Origin of the sequence: Psychrobacillus sp. FSL H8-0510 (assembly GCF_038008345.1) — a bacterium.
GTDB lineage: Bacteria > Bacillota > Bacilli > Bacillales_A > Planococcaceae > Psychrobacillus > Psychrobacillus psychrotolerans.
The window spans coordinates 799,415-820,823 of sequence record NZ_JBBOYZ010000001.1 but is presented as its reverse complement, the minus strand read 5'-3'; the positions used below and the strand labels follow the sequence as shown (position 1 = coordinate 820,823).

At 37.7% G+C, this 21,409-nt stretch carries 22 protein-coding genes; all 22 read right to left on the bottom strand.

Annotated elements, in window-relative coordinates; translation table 11 throughout:
• Positions 1 to 27: 27 nt before the first annotated feature.
• On the bottom strand, positions 28 to 903 hold the full coding sequence (locus MHI40_RS04010) for a carbohydrate ABC transporter permease (protein WP_340761620.1): 876 nt from the start codon (positions 901 to 903) through the stop codon (positions 28 to 30).
• Between the two features lie 32 nt (positions 904 to 935).
• Positions 936 to 1,859 (bottom strand): ABC transporter permease, encoded by a 924-nt coding sequence (locus MHI40_RS04005; RefSeq protein WP_407691711.1) that lies wholly within the window; start codon positions 1,857 to 1,859, stop codon positions 936 to 938.
• 164 nt (positions 1,860 to 2,023) lie between these two features.
• The gene (locus tag MHI40_RS04000; RefSeq protein WP_340761619.1) at positions 2,024 to 2,671 is read right to left on the bottom strand and encodes a YesL family protein; all 648 of its coding nucleotides are present in this window, start codon (positions 2,669 to 2,671) and stop codon (positions 2,024 to 2,026) included.
• Positions 2,672 to 2,728: 57 nt separating this feature from the next.
• Positions 2,729 to 4,159: an extracellular solute-binding protein gene (locus MHI40_RS03995; RefSeq protein WP_340761618.1), complete on the bottom strand. Its 1,431-nt coding sequence runs from the start codon at positions 4,157 to 4,159 to the stop codon at positions 2,729 to 2,731.
• Between the two features lie 80 nt (positions 4,160 to 4,239).
• Complete coding sequence (locus MHI40_RS03990; protein ID WP_340761617.1) at positions 4,240 to 5,310, bottom strand: alpha/beta hydrolase family protein; 1,071 nt, start codon at positions 5,308 to 5,310, stop codon at positions 4,240 to 4,242.
• 7 nt (positions 5,311 to 5,317) lie between these two features.
• On the bottom strand, positions 5,318 to 7,135 hold the full coding sequence (locus MHI40_RS03985; protein WP_340761616.1) for a hypothetical protein: 1,818 nt from the start codon (positions 7,133 to 7,135) through the stop codon (positions 5,318 to 5,320).
• 23 nt (positions 7,136 to 7,158) lie between these two features.
• Positions 7,159 to 8,394, bottom strand: coding sequence for a DegT/DnrJ/EryC1/StrS family aminotransferase (locus MHI40_RS03980; RefSeq protein WP_340761615.1), 1,236 nt, complete (start codon positions 8,392 to 8,394; stop codon positions 7,159 to 7,161).
• A gap of 21 nt (positions 8,395 to 8,415) precedes the next feature.
• Positions 8,416 to 10,080: a hypothetical protein gene (locus MHI40_RS03975; RefSeq protein WP_340761614.1), complete on the bottom strand. Its 1,665-nt coding sequence runs from the start codon at positions 10,078 to 10,080 to the stop codon at positions 8,416 to 8,418.
• A gap of 456 nt (positions 10,081 to 10,536) precedes the next feature.
• Entirely contained in the window at positions 10,537 to 10,692 is a 156-nt protein-coding gene (locus tag MHI40_RS03970) for a hypothetical protein (RefSeq protein WP_340761613.1), read from the bottom strand.
• Positions 10,693 to 10,988: 296 nt separating this feature from the next.
• Entirely contained in the window at positions 10,989 to 11,924 is a 936-nt protein-coding gene (locus tag MHI40_RS03965) for a transketolase family protein (protein ID WP_340761612.1), read from the bottom strand.
• A 4-nt stretch (positions 11,925 to 11,928) separates the two neighbouring features.
• Positions 11,929 to 12,765 (bottom strand): transketolase, encoded by an 837-nt coding sequence (locus MHI40_RS03960; protein ID WP_340761611.1) that lies wholly within the window; start codon positions 12,763 to 12,765, stop codon positions 11,929 to 11,931.
• A 65-nt stretch (positions 12,766 to 12,830) separates the two neighbouring features.
• Positions 12,831 to 14,096, bottom strand: a complete 1,266-nt coding sequence (locus MHI40_RS03955; RefSeq protein ID WP_340761610.1) for a PTS ascorbate transporter subunit IIC — start codon at positions 14,094 to 14,096, stop codon at positions 12,831 to 12,833.
• Between the two features lie 12 nt (positions 14,097 to 14,108).
• Positions 14,109 to 14,378 (bottom strand): PTS sugar transporter subunit IIB, encoded by a 270-nt coding sequence (locus tag MHI40_RS03950; protein WP_093537172.1) that lies wholly within the window; start codon positions 14,376 to 14,378, stop codon positions 14,109 to 14,111.
• Positions 14,375 to 14,827, bottom strand: a complete 453-nt coding sequence (locus MHI40_RS03945) for a PTS sugar transporter subunit IIA (RefSeq protein ID WP_340761609.1) — start codon at positions 14,825 to 14,827, stop codon at positions 14,375 to 14,377. Before MHI40_RS03945 ends, MHI40_RS03950 begins: the two co-directional genes overlap by 4 nt.
• 200 nt (positions 14,828 to 15,027) lie before the next feature.
• On the bottom strand, positions 15,028 to 15,933 hold the full coding sequence (locus MHI40_RS03940) for an alpha/beta fold hydrolase (RefSeq protein WP_340764377.1): 906 nt from the start codon (positions 15,931 to 15,933) through the stop codon (positions 15,028 to 15,030).
• Positions 15,934 to 15,938: 5 nt separating this feature from the next.
• Entirely contained in the window at positions 15,939 to 16,091 is a 153-nt protein-coding gene (locus MHI40_RS03935) for a hypothetical protein (protein WP_340761608.1), read from the bottom strand.
• A gap of 61 nt (positions 16,092 to 16,152) precedes the next feature.
• Positions 16,153 to 17,097, bottom strand: a complete 945-nt coding sequence (locus tag MHI40_RS03930) for a bile acid:sodium symporter family protein (RefSeq protein WP_340761607.1) — start codon at positions 17,095 to 17,097, stop codon at positions 16,153 to 16,155.
• Positions 17,098 to 17,261: 164 nt separating this feature from the next.
• Positions 17,262 to 17,561: a Zn-ribbon domain-containing OB-fold protein gene (locus tag MHI40_RS03925; RefSeq protein ID WP_340761606.1), complete on the bottom strand. Its 300-nt coding sequence runs from the start codon at positions 17,559 to 17,561 to the stop codon at positions 17,262 to 17,264.
• A gap of 4 nt (positions 17,562 to 17,565) precedes the next feature.
• Positions 17,566 to 18,699 (bottom strand): thiolase C-terminal domain-containing protein, encoded by a 1,134-nt coding sequence (locus tag MHI40_RS03920; protein WP_340761605.1) that lies wholly within the window; start codon positions 18,697 to 18,699, stop codon positions 17,566 to 17,568.
• Positions 18,700 to 18,701: 2 nt separating this feature from the next.
• Positions 18,702 to 20,177, bottom strand: a complete 1,476-nt coding sequence (locus MHI40_RS03915) for a class I adenylate-forming enzyme family protein (protein WP_340761603.1) — start codon at positions 20,175 to 20,177, stop codon at positions 18,702 to 18,704.
• Complete coding sequence (locus tag MHI40_RS03910; protein WP_340761602.1) at positions 20,178 to 20,660, bottom strand: PPC domain-containing DNA-binding protein; 483 nt, start codon at positions 20,658 to 20,660, stop codon at positions 20,178 to 20,180. It abuts the gene before it with no gap.
• Entirely contained in the window at positions 20,653 to 21,399 is a 747-nt protein-coding gene (locus MHI40_RS03905) for an SDR family NAD(P)-dependent oxidoreductase (RefSeq protein WP_340761601.1), read from the bottom strand. The genes MHI40_RS03910 and MHI40_RS03905 overlap by 8 nt, the downstream gene beginning before the upstream one ends.
• Positions 21,400 to 21,409 lie beyond the last annotated feature (10 nt).

Genomic DNA, 21,409 nt, shown 5'->3' with positions numbered 1-21,409 from the left:
ACAGTAGTACAGACAAATTTCTAGTTACTAACCCTTTACAGATCCAAGCATCACTCCTTTTGCAAAATGTTTTTGTAAGAACGGATAAACAATAAGTATTGGCAAGGTTGCCAATAAAATCGCCGCCATTTGAACCGTTTCTGGAGGAGGTAAAGCCTCTAACATTGCTGCATGACCGCCCAGTGCAGCATTTGGTTCATTTACAATAACAATTTGGCGTAAAATAACTTGTATTGGCCACTTCGACGGATCATTCAAGTAGAGCACTCCCGAGAAGTAGCTATTCCAATGACCCACTGCATAAAACAGACCAAATGCTGCCAAAGCAGGCTTAGATAACGGTAAAATCACTTTAGTAAAAATTTGAATATCATTGGCCCCGTCTATAATGGCAGCCTCTGTCAGTTCCTCTGGAATTCCTTTAAAGAATTGTGTCATGATGATTAAGTTAAAAGGACTGATCGCCACTGGTATGATCAATGCCCATAACGAATTTAATAATCCAGTTTCTTTCACAATTATATAAGTTGGAATCATTCCCGCAGAAAATAAGATTGTAAACAATACTAAGAACAAGATTAATCGTTGTCCAATAATATTTCTTGTTAAAGAATAAGCCATCGTTGATGTAAACACTAGATTAACAAATGTTCCAACCACAGTAATATAAACGGTTACCCCTAGAGAACGGATAAATTGGTCCGACCCTAAGATATACGAATAGGCGTCTGTCACCCATTCCTTTGGCCATAAAAGCAAATCACTATTGAGTACATCACTTACGCTTGAAAATGAAACAGAAAAAATGTAAAGGAAGGGAAAGAGCATCGTTACAGCGATTAATAACAAAGCGATGTTATTAACGATTTCCATTACCCTTTCCCCACCAGAAGATTTGAACATAATCTACCCCCCTACCAAAATCTAAAAGTCCTTCAATACAAGCCGTCTTCTCCAAACTTCTTCGCAAGTCTATTGGCAAGTACAACAAGTATTAAACCTATAATTCCTTTAAACAGCCCAACAGCTGTGGCAAAACTAAAGTTAGCCTGCTGGATCCCTTTAAAATACACATACGTATCTAGTACATTTCCTGTTTCCATATTGAAAGGATTCAACATTAGAAAGATTTGCTCGAACCCACTATCCATGACATTTCCTAAACGAAGTATTAATAAGATGACAATTGTACTCTTAAGAGCTGGCAAAGTAATATGCCACATTTGTCTCAGTCTACTAGCTCCGTCTATTACAGCTGCTTCATATAGATGTGGACTTATACCAGATAATGCAGCTAAGAAAAGAATAGTACCCCATCCTGATTCCTTCCAAATAACCTGTAAAATGACTATAGGTTTGAACAAAGTGGGATCTGTTAAAAACGGAATTGGATTGAGATCCAGAAAATTTACTAAAACTCCGTTGATCAACCCTTCACTTCTAAGAAATATAACGGTTATCCCAACTACGACTACCCAGGATAAGAAATGTGGTAAATACACAATAGATTGGAGAAATCTTTTATAAACTTGATTTCTAATTTCATTCAACATTAAGGCAAGTACTATAGAGATAGGAAAAGCAAAAAAGATTTGTAGCATAGAAATTTGTAACGTATTCCATATAACTTGAATAACTTCTGCATCTTCAAAGATTAGTTTGAAATACTTTAACCCTACCCACGGACTCTCTGCGAATCCTCGAAACGGGCTATAATCCTTAAATGCTAAAAGTATTCCTGCCATTGGTATATAACGATAAATAAGAAAGTATAGAACTCCGGGGAAGATTAGTAGTAACAAATAGCGGTCCCGCCATAATTTACTTTTCAAGGAATTCTTTTTTCTTTTAATCGGGATATTATTTGATACTGCTAAAGGTGAATCTAGCGGGTCAATTTTTTTGACTTTTAGTTTCAATAACTAATCTCCCCTTTCAAATTCCTGCTTTCTTTTAACTCCATTCAGTACATGTAATATACATGTATTCTATAATAATTTGATTTGTACATATTAAACACTCACTATTTTATTTCTTGTTCTTCTATATACTTCTTATTATTTTTCTCTAATGTTTCGAACATTCTATTAGAAATAATCACTAACACTAGACTTATAAGACTGCCTCCGAAAAATGGTATTAACCCTGGAACCTTAGTCATTAAATAATAGGGGAAATAAAATCCTAAGACCATTAATACAGAAAATAATGGATTAGAAAGGACAATGAGTAAACAATTTTTAAAGTATTGCTTTATAGTTAATTGAAATTGAGCGTAAACAGGGAATGCATACAGTAAAGAAACTATATAAATGGCACCAAGTATAAAAAAGAACAATGAAATAACTAATGACCAAATAGTAGGAATGCCACGGAAGAACTGTAAATCTACATATATTATTACTCCGAGAACTGCCCAGGAATAGCCATATTTATTGGACTGAAGAAATTCCTTTTTATATTCGTTTTTAAAATGAGCGAATACCTTTATATCTTCCTCCTCATGGGTCCACTTCCTAATGACAGAGAACATTGCCGCGGTTGAGGGAAAAAAACCTGCAATTCCTATACCAATGATTATCCCTACTAACCAAAGAATATTGAGATATGCAAGCTTTAATGCCCAATCCATATAATGATATAGTGAACCTCTCCAACCAGTTAGTTCCATGTAAATCACCTCTTTAAAAACATATTTCCTTTGAGAATGGATGAACTTCAAATAGGTTTAAACGTTATTTACCGCTTGTTTTGAATTTAGAAGTTCTTCAATTCGTTTACACGTATCCTCTGCCTTTTCCATATTGGCCCAGAAAAATTGCATCTCTCGTTCTACTAGTTCAGTCTCCTCAATGGTGAGATGAAGGTCTTTCATTGTCTTGGAGAATCCCATAGCTTCTTTAAAAGCATTATACTTTTCAGGATGAATGCCTGATTGCAGAAGATGGTTATCCTCGGCAACTTTGCGAAGCATTGGAATCGTACAACCATTTTGCTTGAGTAATGTTTGTGCTTCTGTACTTACCATAAATTGAACAAATGCTTGAGCAGATTCTTTTATTTTGCTATTTGCACTAATCCCTAAAGCTCCTCCTATGATTAATGTTCCTTGAGCATCATTTTGAGGAGGCGGAACAACGTCCCATTCAATTTTATGATCTCTAAATTCATTCATAAAATAGTAAGTAGTCAAAATCATTGCTGCTCCTTCTCGCATGAAAAGATTTTCCGCAAGTTCATTACTCCCATGAGAGAAAATTGGAGAAACTTGATGCTTATACATTAAATCAGCGCAGTAATTCAATGCTTCTATATTTTCTTTACTGTTCATAACGGATTTAGATCTATCGGTTGCCATGAAACTACCCTTATTCTGCAAAAGAAAAACCGGCCAACGATTCGTAGAGGAGGAAAAACAAAAGCCGTATTCGTTAATCATGCCTTCTCTATCCATTTCCTTCGTAGTACGGGTTGCTAACTCTAATAAATCATCCCAGTTTTCCATTTTGAAATCCTTTGCAATTCCCGCCTCTTCAAACATTCGTCGATTATAGCAAATCATCACTGGAGAGAATACCAAAGGTGTTACAGGAATTTTCTTGTCGTAAGTGAACATTTCAAATACTTGTTTATAACTATCTTTTTCTGGGTCTATAAAGTACGGTAAGTAGGGATCTATGATATCCAATGAATTGGAATCCATTAGTTCCCGAAAATGATAATCAGATAATATAAATACATCTGGTCCGCTCTCATGCTTCAAAGATTGTTTTAGATTATAAACATATTGACTATTAGGTAGTAATTGTAGATTTACTTTCGTGAACGGGTTGAGCATCTCAAATCGTTCAATAATTTTATGAACAACTTCTAACTCATAAGAATGTGAAAACCATCCTAAAGTAATTGTTTGTTTTTGCGTATCATTTGGAATAGTTACCCGGTTTCCTTTTCCAGGTATCTTCTCGATAAGGCCTTCATCTACTAGTTCTGCCAATACTTTTCTAATAGATACTCTACTTAAGTCATATACTTTGCTTAATGTATTTTCAGGGAGAATGAATTCTCCAGGCTTTAACTTTCCCGAAATAATTTCATTTTTTAATTCATGTATGAACTTGTTATAGCGATCTTCAAATGCACTTTTCCGTTTTAGCAATTGTCTCAACTCCCTACCATATTGATTAGTTTATATTTATTTAGGATAGCATATTTGCTTTGAAAACTTGAACGACTACTTTAACTAAGCCATTGATCTAGAAAGCTATAGGCCAGTTGACGAATCTCAGATGGAAAGTCATGCCCAGAGTTTCCTATTAATGATGTAAAGCGTTCTCCTGTTTCCATCCATTCATATAAGGTGTTAAGTTCCACTAACCCTTTGGCTGCAGATTCCCAATGAGGAAATATGTGATCATTTTGCCCCATCCACATGAATAACGGAGTCGGAGCAACTAGAGCAGCTATTTCAGTGAACTCAAATGGTACAATTCCTTCATTTATATAATCACTAATCTTTGGAATATGGCTGAACCACTCTCTTTTACCCCACCGATGCTGTTCTGGATCTTGTGCAAACAAAGAGAATCCACAACTACAAACAACTGCTTTAATCCTTCTGTCAACTCCAGCTAGAAAGAAGCTATTATACCCACCTAACGAATGCCCAATAGCTCCAATGTTGGTGTTGTCTACTATACTCAGTTTTTCCAGTAAGCTAATACCTTGTTGATGGTCAATAATCATCTTAGCAACCGCGGACCACTCTGGGTGTTTCTTATCAAATGTCGCTGTTTGAAAAGGCTTGTCGTTTGGTAAAACGCGTTCTCCTGCAGTTATCGTATCTGGAGCTAAGACTACATATCCTCTTTTTACAAGCTCCAATCCATACTGTCTATTCTTTCTTCCCGCTGTTGTACATATATCATCTTTTCCATTATCGCTCGTCGGATGGAGAGCGATCACTGCTGGAAACGGCTTGCTATTCGTGCAGTTAAGTAAAAGAAGTACATCACTTTTGGACGTTAAATTTTCTACTTGTTGTAGTTTCGGAACTAAAAGATTGGCAGGTACCCAGTCTTCAAAAACTGTAGCGTAGCAAATGTTGATCAGGTAATAATCGGTAAAGATCTCCCATGAGTTAATCTTCATCTCTGGTTTAACTAAAGGAGGAAGACCACCAATACAATTTAACCAATCTTGGTGTATCTTTGATCTTTTTTCATGCCAGTCATCTATATTCCCTATATTCTGTAATAACGGTTGGGCTCCGTCTTTTTCAATCGCTTTTATTGTATAGATGGTCTTCATCCCTCCTCTAATTTTCGCTAGTTTGAATACTACATAAATGACTTCCGCTACCATAGTAGATTCGATCGTTTTTGAGTACAAGGCCACTACTTGCACTCATTGGTAGAGCATGAATAACTTGGGGTTCTACACTCCGTTTCTCTTGGATCTCTATACGAAGCAATGTCTCACTTAGAAGACAAAAGAGCTTATTAGTCGTTACATCATAAGCAAAACTATTTCGTACAATTTGCCCCCAGTTAGATAAATCTGTTTGAAAAAGTATTTGTTCGGTAGATGGATCACATACAAAATAGATACTTTGATCTGTTAGACAATGAGCACGATTAAATTGGTCCACAAAAATTTGAGCAATTTCCCGAGCACCTTGAATTGGAACAAAACTATTTTTTACCTTTTGCGTCTTCCAGTCTAATACATATAAACGTGCTTCTCTTTCTCGTGACTCTGCTCCCCCTGGTGTCTCAATACTCGTTCCACCCAGAATATCTCCAGAGCTCAATTGTCCGAGGCTAATCGTACTTTGGTTCTCTACTAATTGTTCATGTGTCAGCAGAAGATTTACTTCCGTTTTCATATGATAGATACCTAATGATCCCCCGACCATTCCATATCCAGGAAATCCTCCCCAAACAATATGTTCTTGGTCCTTTAGAGTAATTGCGCAGCGAGGTCGATGGATACTCTCTTCTTGTAATACCAACTTCGGATTTTGACTCTTTTTGAACTTCTTCGTCGTATCAAATTCATATAGCTTTCCACCTGCGTATGCGACTCCAATAAGTAAATTCCCACTAGAAGCATAGGCTGGAATATTCCCGCCTCCTCCTTTTTCAATAACCTCTCCACCAAAATTAGTCATTGTGTTCGTGGAACTATTAAACTGGAAAAATTGTAGTGGATGCATGGAAGTACCATAAATATGATCATCTGGTCCGAGATATAGAGTAGATAATTTTGCTCCATCGGAAGTATAGCTAAACTGAATTTTTTTAGTTTGTGTTGTTTCTCTATGAATAAGTTCAATCAAACCTTCTGAAAGGGTGTATTTCTCTAACTGATAGTTTCCTTCTTTATATCGATGAATTCGTTGAAATGCAGTACCTGCATATAAAGAAAGGGGTAGTTTTTCTATAGTAACAGTTTCGAAGTCACCATTAGAGAACTTCATCCTCTCAGGAGAACTGGTATCTCCTATATGTCCATATACAGATCCATCTTCTCCTAGATAGACATATCCAGTTCCTTTTTTCCTTTGTGTTCCTTCAATAAGATCTTTTTTTAAACCTTTTTCTATATGATAGGCAACTATATTTTTATTTTCCGTTCCAATGCCTAAATATGCCCATCCTGTCTGATCAATCGCAACAGTTCCTGGATACTTTTCGGTCAGGTCCATACTGCCAAAATCTATAATTTCTTTAGAATGAGGCGAAAAATTTAGTAAATGACAGTGCGGATACGAAGTGAAATAAATATTACCTGCTAAATCCTCCGCAAAGCTAAAGCCTACAATTTCTTCCCCATTTTCAATCACACTATAATGAATAAATTGTTCCTTAAAAGGGTCCAATACCATAAACATATTTGCTGCACCAGTATAAAATAATCCATTGCTACTAAAGGAGGCATAAGGATATTCGTCATTGTTTTCCGGAAAGAATACTTGTTTTACATCGTCGGTTTCCAAATTGACAATAATAACAAACCCTTTCGCAGCAATCACAAATCTATAGTCACCTTCGGAATTCATGCATATAGCAGCTGTTCTTTCTTCCTCTGCTGAAACGGGGATCCCGTAATCTGCAAATAAATTATCGCGCACGGTGACCCTCCTTCCACACTTAGTTACTTACTATAATAGGAAGCAACTTTACTGATGGCTATGATCATATCTTCTATATCTTGATCTGTATAGAATTCACTTATATTTAATCGAATGGCCGTTTCTAAAATATTCTCGGCGTTTGGACAGCTTCCTATGGAATAATCATAGGAACCTAGATTAAATGGATAATGGCTATTTAAATACGCCTGCTCCTTTTGAAATATAGGCTGTGCATATAACACCTTCGGAATATATCCAGGTTGGTTTGGAATTCCTTCTGCTGCTAAAGCTTCCGAAAATTCCTCTCGTGTACATGTAAGCTGTTCCAAATTTAAAGTTAGCATATAAAACCAATAACTACACCAACCTTCACCGGTAATTTTCATTGGATTAACAGCTTTAATGGTAGCGATTCCTTGCTGTAAGCGTTCCCCTAACCCATTGCGTCTTGTACAAATCCAGTTAAGCTTTTTTAACTGTGCAATTCCAACTGCACCTTGTAACTCTGTCATACGGTAATTCGGCGCTAAGTATTCTAAATCCTTCATCACAGTATCTTCTTGTCTTCGATAATTTTTATCTGCAAATGCATGCGTCGTAAAATAATCGGATTCGTCCCCTGAGTTTACGGTCACCATTCCTCCGTCACCAGTAGAAATATGCTTGAAATCATTTGTACTAAAACATCCGTAATGCCCAATTGTACCAGTAAGTTGCCCTTTATAAGTAGTTAAATAACTCTGAGCACAATCCTCTATTACTCTAAGATTATACTTTTTAGCGAGTTCCATGATAGGGTCCATATCGCATGGGTTGCCGGCTAAATGCACAACTATTATTGCCTTCGTCTTTGCTGTTATTTTTTCTTCGATAGATTCAGCAGTCATAGTATAGCTATGGGGATCCAAATCGGCAAAAATGGGTATAGCATTTTGATAGAGAATTCCAACCACCGTTCCTTGGTCAGTAATAGGGCTTGTAATTACTTCATCTCCAACCGATATACCAGCTGCTCCAAGTGCAACATGAAGTGCTGCAGTTCCAGAGGATGTCGCGACACTGTATTTTACATTATAAAGATCGTTAAAATCCTGTAAAAACTGTTTTACTTTATTGCCAAAGTGATAAAATAATGTATTTTGCTCGAGTGCCTCTAGTAATTCCTTTGCTTCCTCTGATCCAAAACGTTTGCCTGTTCCAAAGGGTGTCATTTTTACCTTCTGGCCACCATGTAATGCTAGTATATTATCTCCCATTATTAGCCCCCTATATTAGGATCAGTTCACTCTAACTTGCTTACAACAAATACCGAATCGTTTCACTACCAAATCAGATTCAACATTATCAGCTACAGGAATGAGTAACACAAAATCACTTTCTTCATCTAGGCTAGTTACCTTTATACCAGAACGACTAGTACCATCAATGGTTACAGAACGACGTGCTCGTTCCCAATCATTTATTTGTTTACTAGTCCAGAATGTAAATCCTTGTTCTTTAGCAGTTGTGATTAGTTGAATAATAGCTTCTTTTACTTTTGGTTGGTTGTAAATATGATGTTGATGGAACAGAAAATGCGCCACGCCATTTACGAGTTTTACTCCATTTAAAAATGGTTGAATAACACTCACATCTGATAGTGTGTTGTGATTTAAATCCTGTGTTAAGAAACCAATTTCTAGAACATCATATAATCTATTTTTTTCATCTGCCCAAGCAATCGGAAAATAAGGATGACATGTTCCAAATAAGAACCCAACATTTCCTTTTTTGCTTGGTCCCCTAGATTGATCCACTTGAATCCCATTATTTTCACACCAAACGTAAAGCTCTCCCCAACCCTCAAAACGTGTATAGTGGTTTTTGTTCGAAACAATTTGGGCCGTACTTGTCGCTTTTTCTAACCACTCTTTTTGAGAGTGGAAAGTTTCTTCGGACCATACCCCGTCTTCCATTTCTAAAGCATTATAATGGAGGGCGATTTCATGGCCATTCTCTTTTATTTGATCGTATATCGATGGGCTATATCCTGGCGCAATCATACACCATGTAGTCTGTACATCTGCAGCCTTCAAAGTATCTAAAGTAATTTGAGCAGATTCATCTACATTTAAATCGCTATCATGGGATATCATTGCCACATGCTCTACACCAGCGGGCCATAAGTCCAGAAATGGAAGTGTTAGTCCTTTTCCTAGTGCAATTTTTATGAGATGCTCCATTATTACTTCTTTCCAAAGATCAGCATATGGGTGTGGGAAATAAGGCATTCCACTTTCAGTAAACGCTCTATCCAAAACCCAATCGAGTTCAAAGCCGTCCTCTGCTTTTAGGATATCCTCATCTAAATTTGCCGAACCATCCGGTGCTGGTGTCCCATCCTCCACAACAGCTTTCGTTCCTTGCTGTAATCCCACTATTGTTTGAGGAATCGGGATGGACCAACGTTCAATCGTTCCTGTTCCATATTGAATTTTTTGTAGTGCAGATGCTCCCTGCCATGTTTTTGCCTCATCACTTACAGAACCAAATTCCTTCACTTCTAAATTACCTTTTTGAATCCACGGCTGTGCATCCAGAAAACGCAAAGGGGTAGGTTGGTTTAAAAAAGCAGATAAATCTGCGTAACCTTTACTAGATGAAAACATATTAGCAAACCCTAATTTACTTCGAATAGCATCCAATCCGCCATAAGAAACTACCGTTCCACCAGCATGAACATATGCTAATATTTTTGCACTTGCCGCTACACTATTACTCGTGTGACCTACGATTAACAGATCAAAGTCATTATACTCATCTATTTCATTTATTTTTTTATAAGGCAGTCTAAAGTGATCTAATATTTCAAACAAAAAATTCTCAAATACATTGCTGCCATTCGCCCAATTTTTCTCCGCATTAACTTCATCAAAAATAATACCTATATTTGCAACATTCAATGTTTCCCTCACCTTTCAAAATAAAAATACATATGTATCTTTATATGCACCATACAATTCTCTTTTTTTGTTTTATGGTGTTATTTATAATTAGTTTATTCTATAAAACACATGTATATGACATGTATTTTTAAGTTAATTATAATACCTTTTTTGGAGAAATCAATGTTTGTTTTGGACTTTTTTTGTCTTTTTTTGGTGGTTCCTATTTGGTCTCTTTTTTTGTGTCCCTGTGTAGCAAACTATTCTGATAATTAATTAAATTTAAAATCATAGGTGCATGCTTACTCATTTCCAGATTCCTCTTACTGCTCTCCTACCTTCGATACTCACTCTTTACTCGCTAAACGGATAACTTTCCCCTATAAATCAAATAAAAAATCGCCCTCAAACTCGGAAGTCTTGAGGGCGATTTTTTAATTGGTTTATGAAACTAATATTTATTAAAATTGTTTGTTACACAGGGTCATTACTCTTTTCAAATAAAACTTTTAATTGAGCTGACATCTCATCGATAAACTCGTTTGCTTTGATCGTTTTATTTTCGTTTCCTAATATGTATCCGTATTCCAATATTTTTTTAAATTCATCATTTAATTCAATTGCTGTCATGTCTTGCTCCTCCTAAGGTCTAAATGGTAATTAGCTACATTTTATATTAAACTCTGGCTAGATTAGTCAATGTCGTTAAAACTTAATAGACTAGTAATATATTGAAACACATAATTTGCTACAAATTTTGTAGAAGTACTCCAGGTTCTTCACTACTTTCATATACCCATAATTAGACCTATTAACCCACTACTATACATTATATTGAAATTATTATAACACCCACGCTTTTAAATAGATAATTAGAATTACTTAATTTACATTTTATATAAAAACATCCCTGCGCAAGAAACAATTCAAAATTGTTTCTTACACAGGGACAAGTCAATCAACGACTTCCTAATAGCTTCCACCGAAAGCCCGGTTACCTCTAATAATTCTTCATCTGTTCCACAACCAAAAAAATTGTCGGGAACTCCAATTCTGTAAATCTTCCTTGGTAAGCTCTCTGACAATATCTCCGAAACAATACTTCCGAGACCGCCACGTTTATAATGCTCCTCCACCGTTACTACTTGACGAACTTTTCTAGCTCCTTCTATTAATAGCTCTTTATCAAATGGTTTTAGGGTTGGGAAATGTTGATGAGCAATCGAAACGTCTTCCATTTGTTTAATAACCTCAGCAACACGATAAGTAGTACTCCCGGTAGTTACTACTAACATATCCGTACCTTCCGCCAAAGTTTTACCTTTTCCAATTTCAAAGTCTTCATCAGGTAAAAAGGAAGGAATCGTTTCATCCCTAGTAAGCCTTAAATACATAGGTCCCACTGTTCTATGCATAGCTTTCATCGCAGCAACCGTTTCCCTAGCATCGCCTGGAGCTATGACAGTCATATTTGGGATTGTCGTCATGATCGCGATATCATCTAAGGAATGATGCGTTTTACCAGTGTTGCTAGTTAGCAATCCGCTATAGCTGCCAACTAGCTTCACATCAAAATTAGTCTGGGCAACACTGACTATAATTTGGTCTAATGCTCTTTTCGTTAAAAAAGTGGCAAAGCTGCACACCCAAGGCTGAAATCCTACCGAAGCTAGACCAGCTGCTACCCCTACCATATTTTGTTCCGCAATTCCCATCTGTAAAAAGGAATCGGCTGTTTCCTTCTCTATAGAATCGAGACGAGTTGAATTTCCAAGATCTCCATCAAGTGCAAGGACTCTAGAATCCTCTTTTGCTAACTTTGCTAATTGCTTTCCAAATTGGTCGCGTACACTTATAGACATGCCGTTAATCCCCCTCTTCTAGTTCAGTTAGCGCTGTAATATACTCCTCATCATTAGGGGCTTTAGAATGCCAGACATAATTATTCTCCATAAAACGAACACCTTTACCCTTTGTCGTATTAGCAATAATTGCTTTAGGCTGACCATTCGCGTTACCCTTCACCTCATCCAGCACAGCAACTAAATCTTCTATACTATGTCCATCTACTTCCCATGTTTCAAATCCAAAACTGGCAAACTTCCTTCTTCCGTTACTCTCTGGATTCATTCTGTCATGGCCATTTTTCCAACCATATTGCTGCAGCCCGTTTTGATCCATAATAACAATGAGGTTATCTAACTTATACTTTTCCGCAATATTTGCAGCTTCCCAAACTTGACCTTCCTGCGATTCTCCGTCGCCTATCAAACAATACACATGAAAATCTTTCTTTAACCTTTTCGCACCTATTGCCATACCAACCGCAGCTGATAATCCCTGTCCCAAGGAACCTGTCGACATATCTAACGCATCTAACTTGGTCATATCCGGGTGTGCCTGTAAACGTGACTCGAATTGATCGAAGGTTTTAAGTTCCTCTTCGGAAATGTATCCTCTCAGTGCCAATGTTGCATATAACCCCAATGCCGTGTGCCCCTTTGATAACACAAAGCGGTCTCTATCTTCCCATCTTGGATTAGAAGGATCAATAGATAATTGACGAAAAAATAAACTAACTAAAATATCTGCACAAGATAAGGAACCACCAACATGGCCCTGTTTTTTATAATAAGCAGTAGATAATATCCTTTTTCTCAGCACAGTAGCTGTCAATCTTAGTTGTTCAATCGACTCTATCAATAAAATACCTCTCCTCATAAAATTAGGTAACCTTCTCCCAATCGAAAGAAGGCTACCTTTAAATTTTAGTTAAATAGACTTGCAATGTACCCAATAATAATACCGATTACACCAAAATCAGAATCACCAAATGTTGTATTAGCAAAACCAAGTTCTCCTAACACAGGTAGTAGAAACGCTGGCAAGAAGCTGATTAAAACACCATTTACAAATCCACCTGCAGCAGCACCAATTCGACCGCCTGTTGCATTACCAAATACTCCCGCACCCGCTCCAGTAAAGAAATGAGGAACAAGACCCGGAATGATCAAAGGCAATGACAATACACCTAACAACGCCATACTAATAAGCCCTCCAGCAAAACTGAAAAGGAACCCAATCATTACAGCAGTTGGAGCATATGGGAATACTATCGGTATATCTAGTGCAGGTTTTGCCCCCGGAACAAGCTTATCTGCAATACCTTTAAATGCTGGTACGATTTCATTTAGAATCATACGGACTCCGAGTAAAATAATACTTAACCCGGCAGCGAACATAATACCTTGCATAATACTGAACATAATATAGTTTTGGTCTCCAGAGAAATTAGACACCACATCAGAACCTGCTAGAACCGCTAAAATGATGAAAATAGCTACCATTGTTAAAGCAGTAGTGATTAAGGAATCCTTCAAAAATGACCATTTCTCAGAGATTACAATATCCTCAGTAGATTTTGATTTATTGCCAAACCATTTCCCAATTAATCCAGCAGCAATATAACCAAACGTCCCAAAATGACCAATTGCAATATCGTCATTTCCAGTAACTTGCCTCATAAACGGTTGACCAAGTGCAGGCATCGCTACCATGAAAAACCCTAATAATAAGGAACCTACAATAACCAGAGTAGCTCCATCCATCCCAGTAGTTCCTAACACAGCTGATAACAAAGCTGCCATAAAGAATGTATGATGTCCCGTTAAAAAGATATACTTCCATGGCGTAAAACGGGCAAATAATATATTTGCAATAAATCCAAATCCCATTATAAGTGCTGTTTCCGTACCGAACATTTGCTGAGCGATAGCAACAATCGCTTCATTATTCGGTATTACCCCTTGAATATGGAAAGCTTCATCAATAATTCCACCTAACGAATCTAAAGAACCTACAATGACCCCGGCACCAGCACCCAGTATAAGGAAACCAATAATACTCTTAAGCGTCCCAGACATCACTTTCGTCGTAGCGGCACGCTGAGCAACGAGTCCGATAAATACCATTAAACCAACCAACACAGCAGGAATGCTTAAAATTTCATTCATTAAGAATTCAAAAAAAGCCATACTCTATCCCCCTTATGTGTTTAATACTGACTCCAATGCACCTCTTACTTCATTTAAATCCGCAATATTTTTCACACTAACAACCTTTACTTTTCCCCCCTCCAATTGTTTAGCAAATTCTTCATTAGTGAATATAAAATCTGCATATATACTCGATGCTGTAGTAAAATCGGCAGTCTCTACATCCGCTGTAATACCTTTTTCCTTTAATATTTTTTCAATTGTCATTTTCAACATCATGCTAGATCCAAAACCCATTCCACAGACTGCTAGTATTTTCACGACTCATGCTCCTCTTTTTCATTGAATAAACGAAGAATTTCATCATACCTAGTTGCATTTTTTAAACGGTCAATAGATTCTGCTTGAGAAATCACCTCCGCAACTTTTTGTAAAATGTCAATATGCGACTTACTATTTAAAGCAGCCAAGCCTATTAATACCTTAAACTTTTTGCCGTTTTCAAATTCGATTTCCTCTTTTAAAACGACAACACTAATACCTTCTTGAATCACGCCATCTTCCGGACGTGCATGAGGCATAGCAACACTAGGTGCTATTAGAATATATGGTCCAAGCTCATGTATATTACGAATCATTGCCTCCACATAAGTTGTTTCCACTTTTCCCGTTTGCACAAGTAAATCTCCACAAATACGTACAGCATTCTCCCAATCTGTTGCTGTAATATTAAGCAAAATCGCTTGTTTATCAAGTATTTTACGATTCAATATATTTTCCCCTTTGTTGCTTTTTGTACTATATGCTCGTTCAAGTTTGAACATGATATGCTGTGCCTGTGTAAGAAACAATTTGCAATTGTTTCTTACACAGGCACAGCTTAATTTAATTTCCATACTAATTAGCCCTCAAGAAGTAAATTCCTGAGGGCTAATTTAATAGAATTGTTTCTTACACAGGGACAAAAAAATCAAACTGGTTCTACCACATTGATAGACAAAAGTTCATTTAAATAATTATCTATTTGTCTATGGTAATCCGCTCCATCTACTCCAGAAAGACCGAAATGCCCACAAACACTATTGACTATTTTTAACTCGCTGTTTGGAATGATTTTTTGCTCAGCTTCACAATCTCTAACTGTAAAAAACATATCTTCGCTAATAGGCATAACAAACACTTTTGCTTTTATTCGCCCAAGTGCTTCTTCTAGACTGTCTCCTGTATTTCGACTGACGTCGCCACGTTGCCATTTCCAACCCATTGTTAGTAACGAATTGGGATCCAAACTTTCATATAAAGGATGTAGAAATTCTTCGATGAATTCTTCTACACTATTCATATCGAATAAAGTCCATTTTCCTTGTTTATAAAACTCCGTACTCAGTCCTAACACTGCCCAAATATCCGCATGCCTTTTTAAACCATCTGAAACTTCTAAATGGGAAGAATAGTTTCCATCCTTCCAACCTGGATCTGACGTAATTGCATCATTTAATGTTTTGGTAAATAAAAAATCATGCACTGTATTTTTGGAAGTCCCCGCAATTGGCGCTGCTCGTTTAACCATATTTGGATAACGAACTGCCCATTCATACGTCTGTTGTGCACCCATCGACGCCCCAACAACTAAAGCAATTTCTTCAATCCCATACTTCTCAGTAATGAGTTTATGTTGTGCTCTCACATCATCCCCAATTCGAACATTCGGAAAGTTCGCCATCGAAATAGGATCCGGGCTATTATGAGGAGAACTGGAAACTCCATTTCCAATCTGATTAATGACTATGATAAAGTATTCACTCGGATTTAAAGCTCTGTCTATACCAATATAAGATTCATAATCTTTACTTGTACCAGAAAACCAAGTAGGTATGACTATTACATTATTTTTTCAGCGTTTAACTTACCGTGCGTGGTATACGCCAACTTCAAATTTGGAATAATACCGCCATCTTCCAATTTAAAATCTCCTAAATTATAAATCTCGTAAGGTCCTACATTTTCCTGCGAATAAAAATCATTTGTAATCATTAACAATTCCCACCTTTCTACTTCATTTGTCCCTGTGTAAGAAACAATTTCGAATTGTTTCTTACACAGGGACCAAAACAGCCTTCTTCTTTGCAAAATAATTTGACATAATAGCCCCCAAAGTCAAATTGATTACCATATTTACAACTGCAGGTACAGCAGCGAGTGAGCTTACATGCTCTAATGCCAGCGTAGCTGCAAGTGCCGTATTGCAAATACCAGTTTGAAATAAAATGGAACGTGCCGCAGCTTCTCCTACATTAAATAATTTTGATAAATAATAGCCACCAAACATTGGAATGGCAACTTGAAGGAAAACCGCAAAGCCAATGAGTGGCAATAAATGCAAATTCTCCTCTAGGGATGACTGTGCACTCGAGATAACTGAAACAATAATTAAAAATAAGGCTAGCTGTGAAAGAATAGATGTATAAGGTTTCACACGATTAACAGTATGGCTAAATTTCCACTGTAAAAAAACACCTAAAAATAATGGAATAAAAACGATATAAATTATATTCAAAAAAATGGACCAAAACTTAATAGGAATAAGCTGACCAGCGAATAGCTGTGTTAAAGAAGGTGTGAGAATCGGAGATATAATAGTATCTAAAGTGGCCATCGTAATACTTAACGCTACATCTCCCCCCGCTATGAAGGAAAATAAATTAGCGGATGTTCCACTTGGTACGGTACCAGATAAAATAACTCCGATAGCTACTTCTGGGTAGTCCCCAAAAAATAGGTAAGCCACACCAATAGAAACTCCAACCATTACCGTCCACTTGAGGGCTATTCCAATAAGAGCATTTTTAGGGTGTTTAATAGCAGCGATAAGCTGTGATGTGGCCAGTTGCATTCCCATTAACAAAAAAATTGCCCCTAGACCAAATCCCGTCCAACCACGAAACACTCGAAAAGCTTCCGGGAAGAAATAGGCAAGACAAGCTAGCGCAACAATCCAAACAGGTAAAAAACGTGAAATAAATGAAGCAATAATTTTCATTCGAACACCCCCCCATATTAAACTGAACGATTTTTCCTAAACTAACAGGGTATCGCTAATTCTATAAACTTAACGTTTTTCACAAACTACTACGAAAAGTACAAGCGTCTAACATTAGACATTATTCCATTGTAAAAAACCTGTGCTAAAAAGCACAGGTTAGTTTACACTTTTTTATAAAGATAGGCGCCAGCTTCTACTCGATCCAATTCCACAGAATCCCCAATAGCTATATCACCCATTAAACGTCCAGTAACTTTTGCAGTTGTATCCATTAACTGAACTAGCACCACGTTGTATGGAGCAATTGCTGCAAACTCGACAGGGGGAATATGAATTTTAGTGAAACTATATATTGTTCCATGATCAGAGACCTCGTGCTCTTGTATATCGGAAGTACCGCAACTTGGACAGTAAATTCGTTTTACAACTGTGTCATGCCCACAACAAGAATATACCTTCATGTAATCACACCCTCTCCAAGATATGAACAGCTGAGTACGAACCTGTTCCACCTAAATTTTGTGCGAGTGCGATTCTTGCACCCTTTACCTGATTTGGAGCAGTACCATTAAGTTGGTGAACAAGTTGATAAATTTGTGAAAGTCCTGTCGCTCCAATTGGATGTCCGCGAGAGAGTAATCCACCGCTTGTATTGACTGGTTTTTTACCTCCTGGTTTCGTGTGCCCGGCTGCCACTGCTTTCCAACCCTCTAGTCTTGGGAAAAATCCTAGTTCCTCTATAGCGATGATTTCTGTCATCGAGAAACAATCATGAATTTCAATAACATCAATATCCTCTGGACCTAAGCCTGCCTTTTCATACGCTCTTCTTCCAGATTCCCCAATTGCAGGAATAGATAGTAATTCCGCTGCATCCTGCATTTGTGTAGGACCTGATACGAGTGCAGATGCGCGTACATGGATACCACTAGGTTTCCTCGAAATGACTACTGCAGCCGCTCCATCTGTCATTGGAGAGCAATCAAATAGTCCCAAAGGCTCGGTAATTAGGCGTGCGTTCATAATTTCTTCGATGGATGTTGCTTTCTGGAATTGAGCAAGGGGATTATTAAGTGCATTTTCACGATTTTTCAATGCGACCATTGCTAAATGTTCCTTAGTTGCGTCAGTTTCATGGAAATATCGATGGGCAAGTACGCCAAAAAATCCAGGGAATGTGAGGCCAGCATGTTTTTCATTTGAATCAGTATCCATAGCGGCATTAATAGCTTGTGTTACATCTGGAGTATTTGCATGCTTCATCTTCTCTACACCAGCTACAAGAACTGTATCGTATTCTCCACTCATTACGCCAAGTATTCCTTGACGTAGTGCTATTCCGCCTGATGCGCATGCACCCTCTACCTTAGCTGTCGGAATATAGCCAAGTCCTAGATCGTTTGCTACTATTGCTCCTAAAATTTCTTGATTACTCATGCTTCCTCCAAGAAAATTACCTACAAATACTGCATCTATTTTAGGTCTACCCGCTGCTTCTAGTGCTTCACGACTAGCATCTAACAACAAACTTTTTAAGGTTTTGTCCGAATGGTTTCCGAATTTTGTCATTCCCACACCGTGTATATATGTTTTTGTCATCGTTACACTCCCACATGTTGTGACTTCAATTCACGTTTTAATATTTTTCCATATGAACTCTTAGGTAATGCGTCTATAATGTGTATTTCCTTCGGTTTTTTAAAACTTGCTAAATGATCCATGCACAAATCTATTAATTCACTTTCTTCGACTCTAGCTGTTCCATTTAATACTACATAGGCAACGATATTCTCTCCCCACTTATCATCTTCAACACCTATTACACAGGTTTCTTTCACACCTGGGTGGAGATTTAAAACTTCTTCTACTTCCCGGGGATAAATATTAACTCCACCAGATATTATGACGTCTTTCTTACGATCGACGATATGTAAAAATCCTAATGCATCTCGCCACCCTAGATCTCCTGTATATAACCAGCCATCTACGAGCGTTTCATCTGTTGCTTTTTTATTGTTCCAATAACCCTTCATGACTAGTGAACCTTTACAAATAATTTCACCGACCTCACCGTGTGGTACTTCCTCATTTGCATCGTTGACAATTTTCATATCCACAAAGGGCCCAATTTTTCCACATGACTCCAGTCTATTTGGAAGTTCATGACGTGGCATCATTGTGATGCACATAGGAGCCTCTACCTGTCCATAAGTTTCTACAAATATTGTTCCTGCCTTATCCAGTGCTTCCTTAAGCTTAGCCGAAGCAATTGGAGAGCCAGCCATATTAATAGATTTAAGCGTTTCAAGTTTAGATGAATCGAAAGCAGGATCTTGGATCATCAGATTAACCATAGTCGGCACCATGAAGATAATGCTTACTTGATCCTCCTTTAAATGATTCAAAAATTGATCTGATTCAAATTTATCGTATACAACCTGAGTTAAACCGTATAGCCAGGCAACGTGACTTAGAAAATTACTTCCATGTGTTAGTGGAGCAACATGGCCAATGATATCCGAATAATCTACATTACAAACCTGCGACAATGATAGGGAACCAGCGATCATATTGCGGTGACTCAACATTACACCCTTAGGACTTCCGGTTGTACCAGATGTATACATAATAGCAAATATATCATCTTCATCTACCTGCTCCAAAAAGACGTGTCCATAATGTTCTTCAATTACCTTTTCATACTGTTCACCCATAGTTAGCTGGGGAACATTTCCACTAAGTGTAGACAAGAGCTGTTCTTCTCCAATTAGCAGAGAGACTGTCGCATCATCAACCATATAGTCCAATTCCTTGAAATGTAGGCGGTAATTTAGGGGCACCTTTATAATTCCGGCATGCGCAAGTGCTACATCCAACTCAATATGCTCTACTCGATTTTTCATCAATACCGCTACACGATCTCCCTTTTGAATATTCTGCGCATGAAAATAAGCAGATAAAGCGAGCGTTCTTTTTTTGAACTCCTCAAAGGAAAATGACCGATCCCTGTCCTTTACTGCAATCTTATGCGGATTGGCATCTGCAGCCTTTAAAGCTAACTTACTAATTGTCTCCAATTAAATCCCACCTTTCGAAAACTGAAATACTGGCATCCCCCAGATCTCATCTTCTTTCCGTTGCATCTCTACGCCTTTTACTGGGAAAATAATATATTCAATCGTTACAGCTACCGGGTTTTCATCTTCTAAAAAGTGTCCCCCACTAATCACAGAATCGCAGTCAACAAATACTCCATGCATATGGATATCTGGGTTACCTTGTTCATCGAATCCGACAAAGCCCGTGGCAGATAACAATTCCACAGGGGAATGAGTTTGCTTTTTGGCAGAATATTTAATACGCCCTTGCGTCCCATCACGCTCTACCTGAACATAGGAGGCATGTTGCAAAGAGCCAATGCATTGAAAGTGAGCTGCCGTTACACTATGCTCCTGGCAAATTGCTTTAATACCTCTAAACAAATCTATATCTTTTGTTAGACGACCTACTATTCTCTGGGTTGCTGTGTCATAGACTGATTGAAGAGGAGTCTTAACCAATGCTGTAACCTCCATCCACTTTCAAAACTTGTGAAGTTGAGTAGCTAGCCGCTCTGGAGACAAAATATAACACTGCCTCTGCGATATCATCCGGAGCCCCCATACGATCAATTACCTGATCGGAGGTATCATAGGCAACTCCTGCTGTAATTCCTGTAGCCACAGCACCTGGCGCTACAGAGTTACATGTAATTCCATACTTCCCTACTTCTTTGGCAATCCATTTTGTTAGAGCGATAACCCCACCCTTAGAAGCAGAATAAGCTGGACCAGATCGTCCATTCTTTTCTCCCCCGGAAACGACTCCGCCATTTATTCCAGAGATGGAACTTATATTAACAATGCGACCGTAATTGGCATCCCGCATATGTGGGTACACACATGCCTGGCTAAATAAGAAGGTCGCTTTTAAATTGGTATCTAAATCACGATTCCACATGTCGACAGTCATATCTTCCAAATCTAGTCGACTACATGTACCTGCATTATTAACTAAAATGTGTATCTCTCCAAATTTTTCTATTGTCCGTGCAACAGTCGCTTGGACAAAATCTTGATCTCGAATGTCCCCTAAACACTCTAAGAAAACAGATTCGCCTAACTGGGCAATTGTTTTTTCACATGAATTTAAGTCGACAAGAACGACGTTAGCCCCTTCATTTGCAAGCTGGATAGCAACAGCCTGACCAATTCCACTAGCTGCACCAGTGATAATAGCTACTTCTTTTGAAAATTTCATCCCTTATATC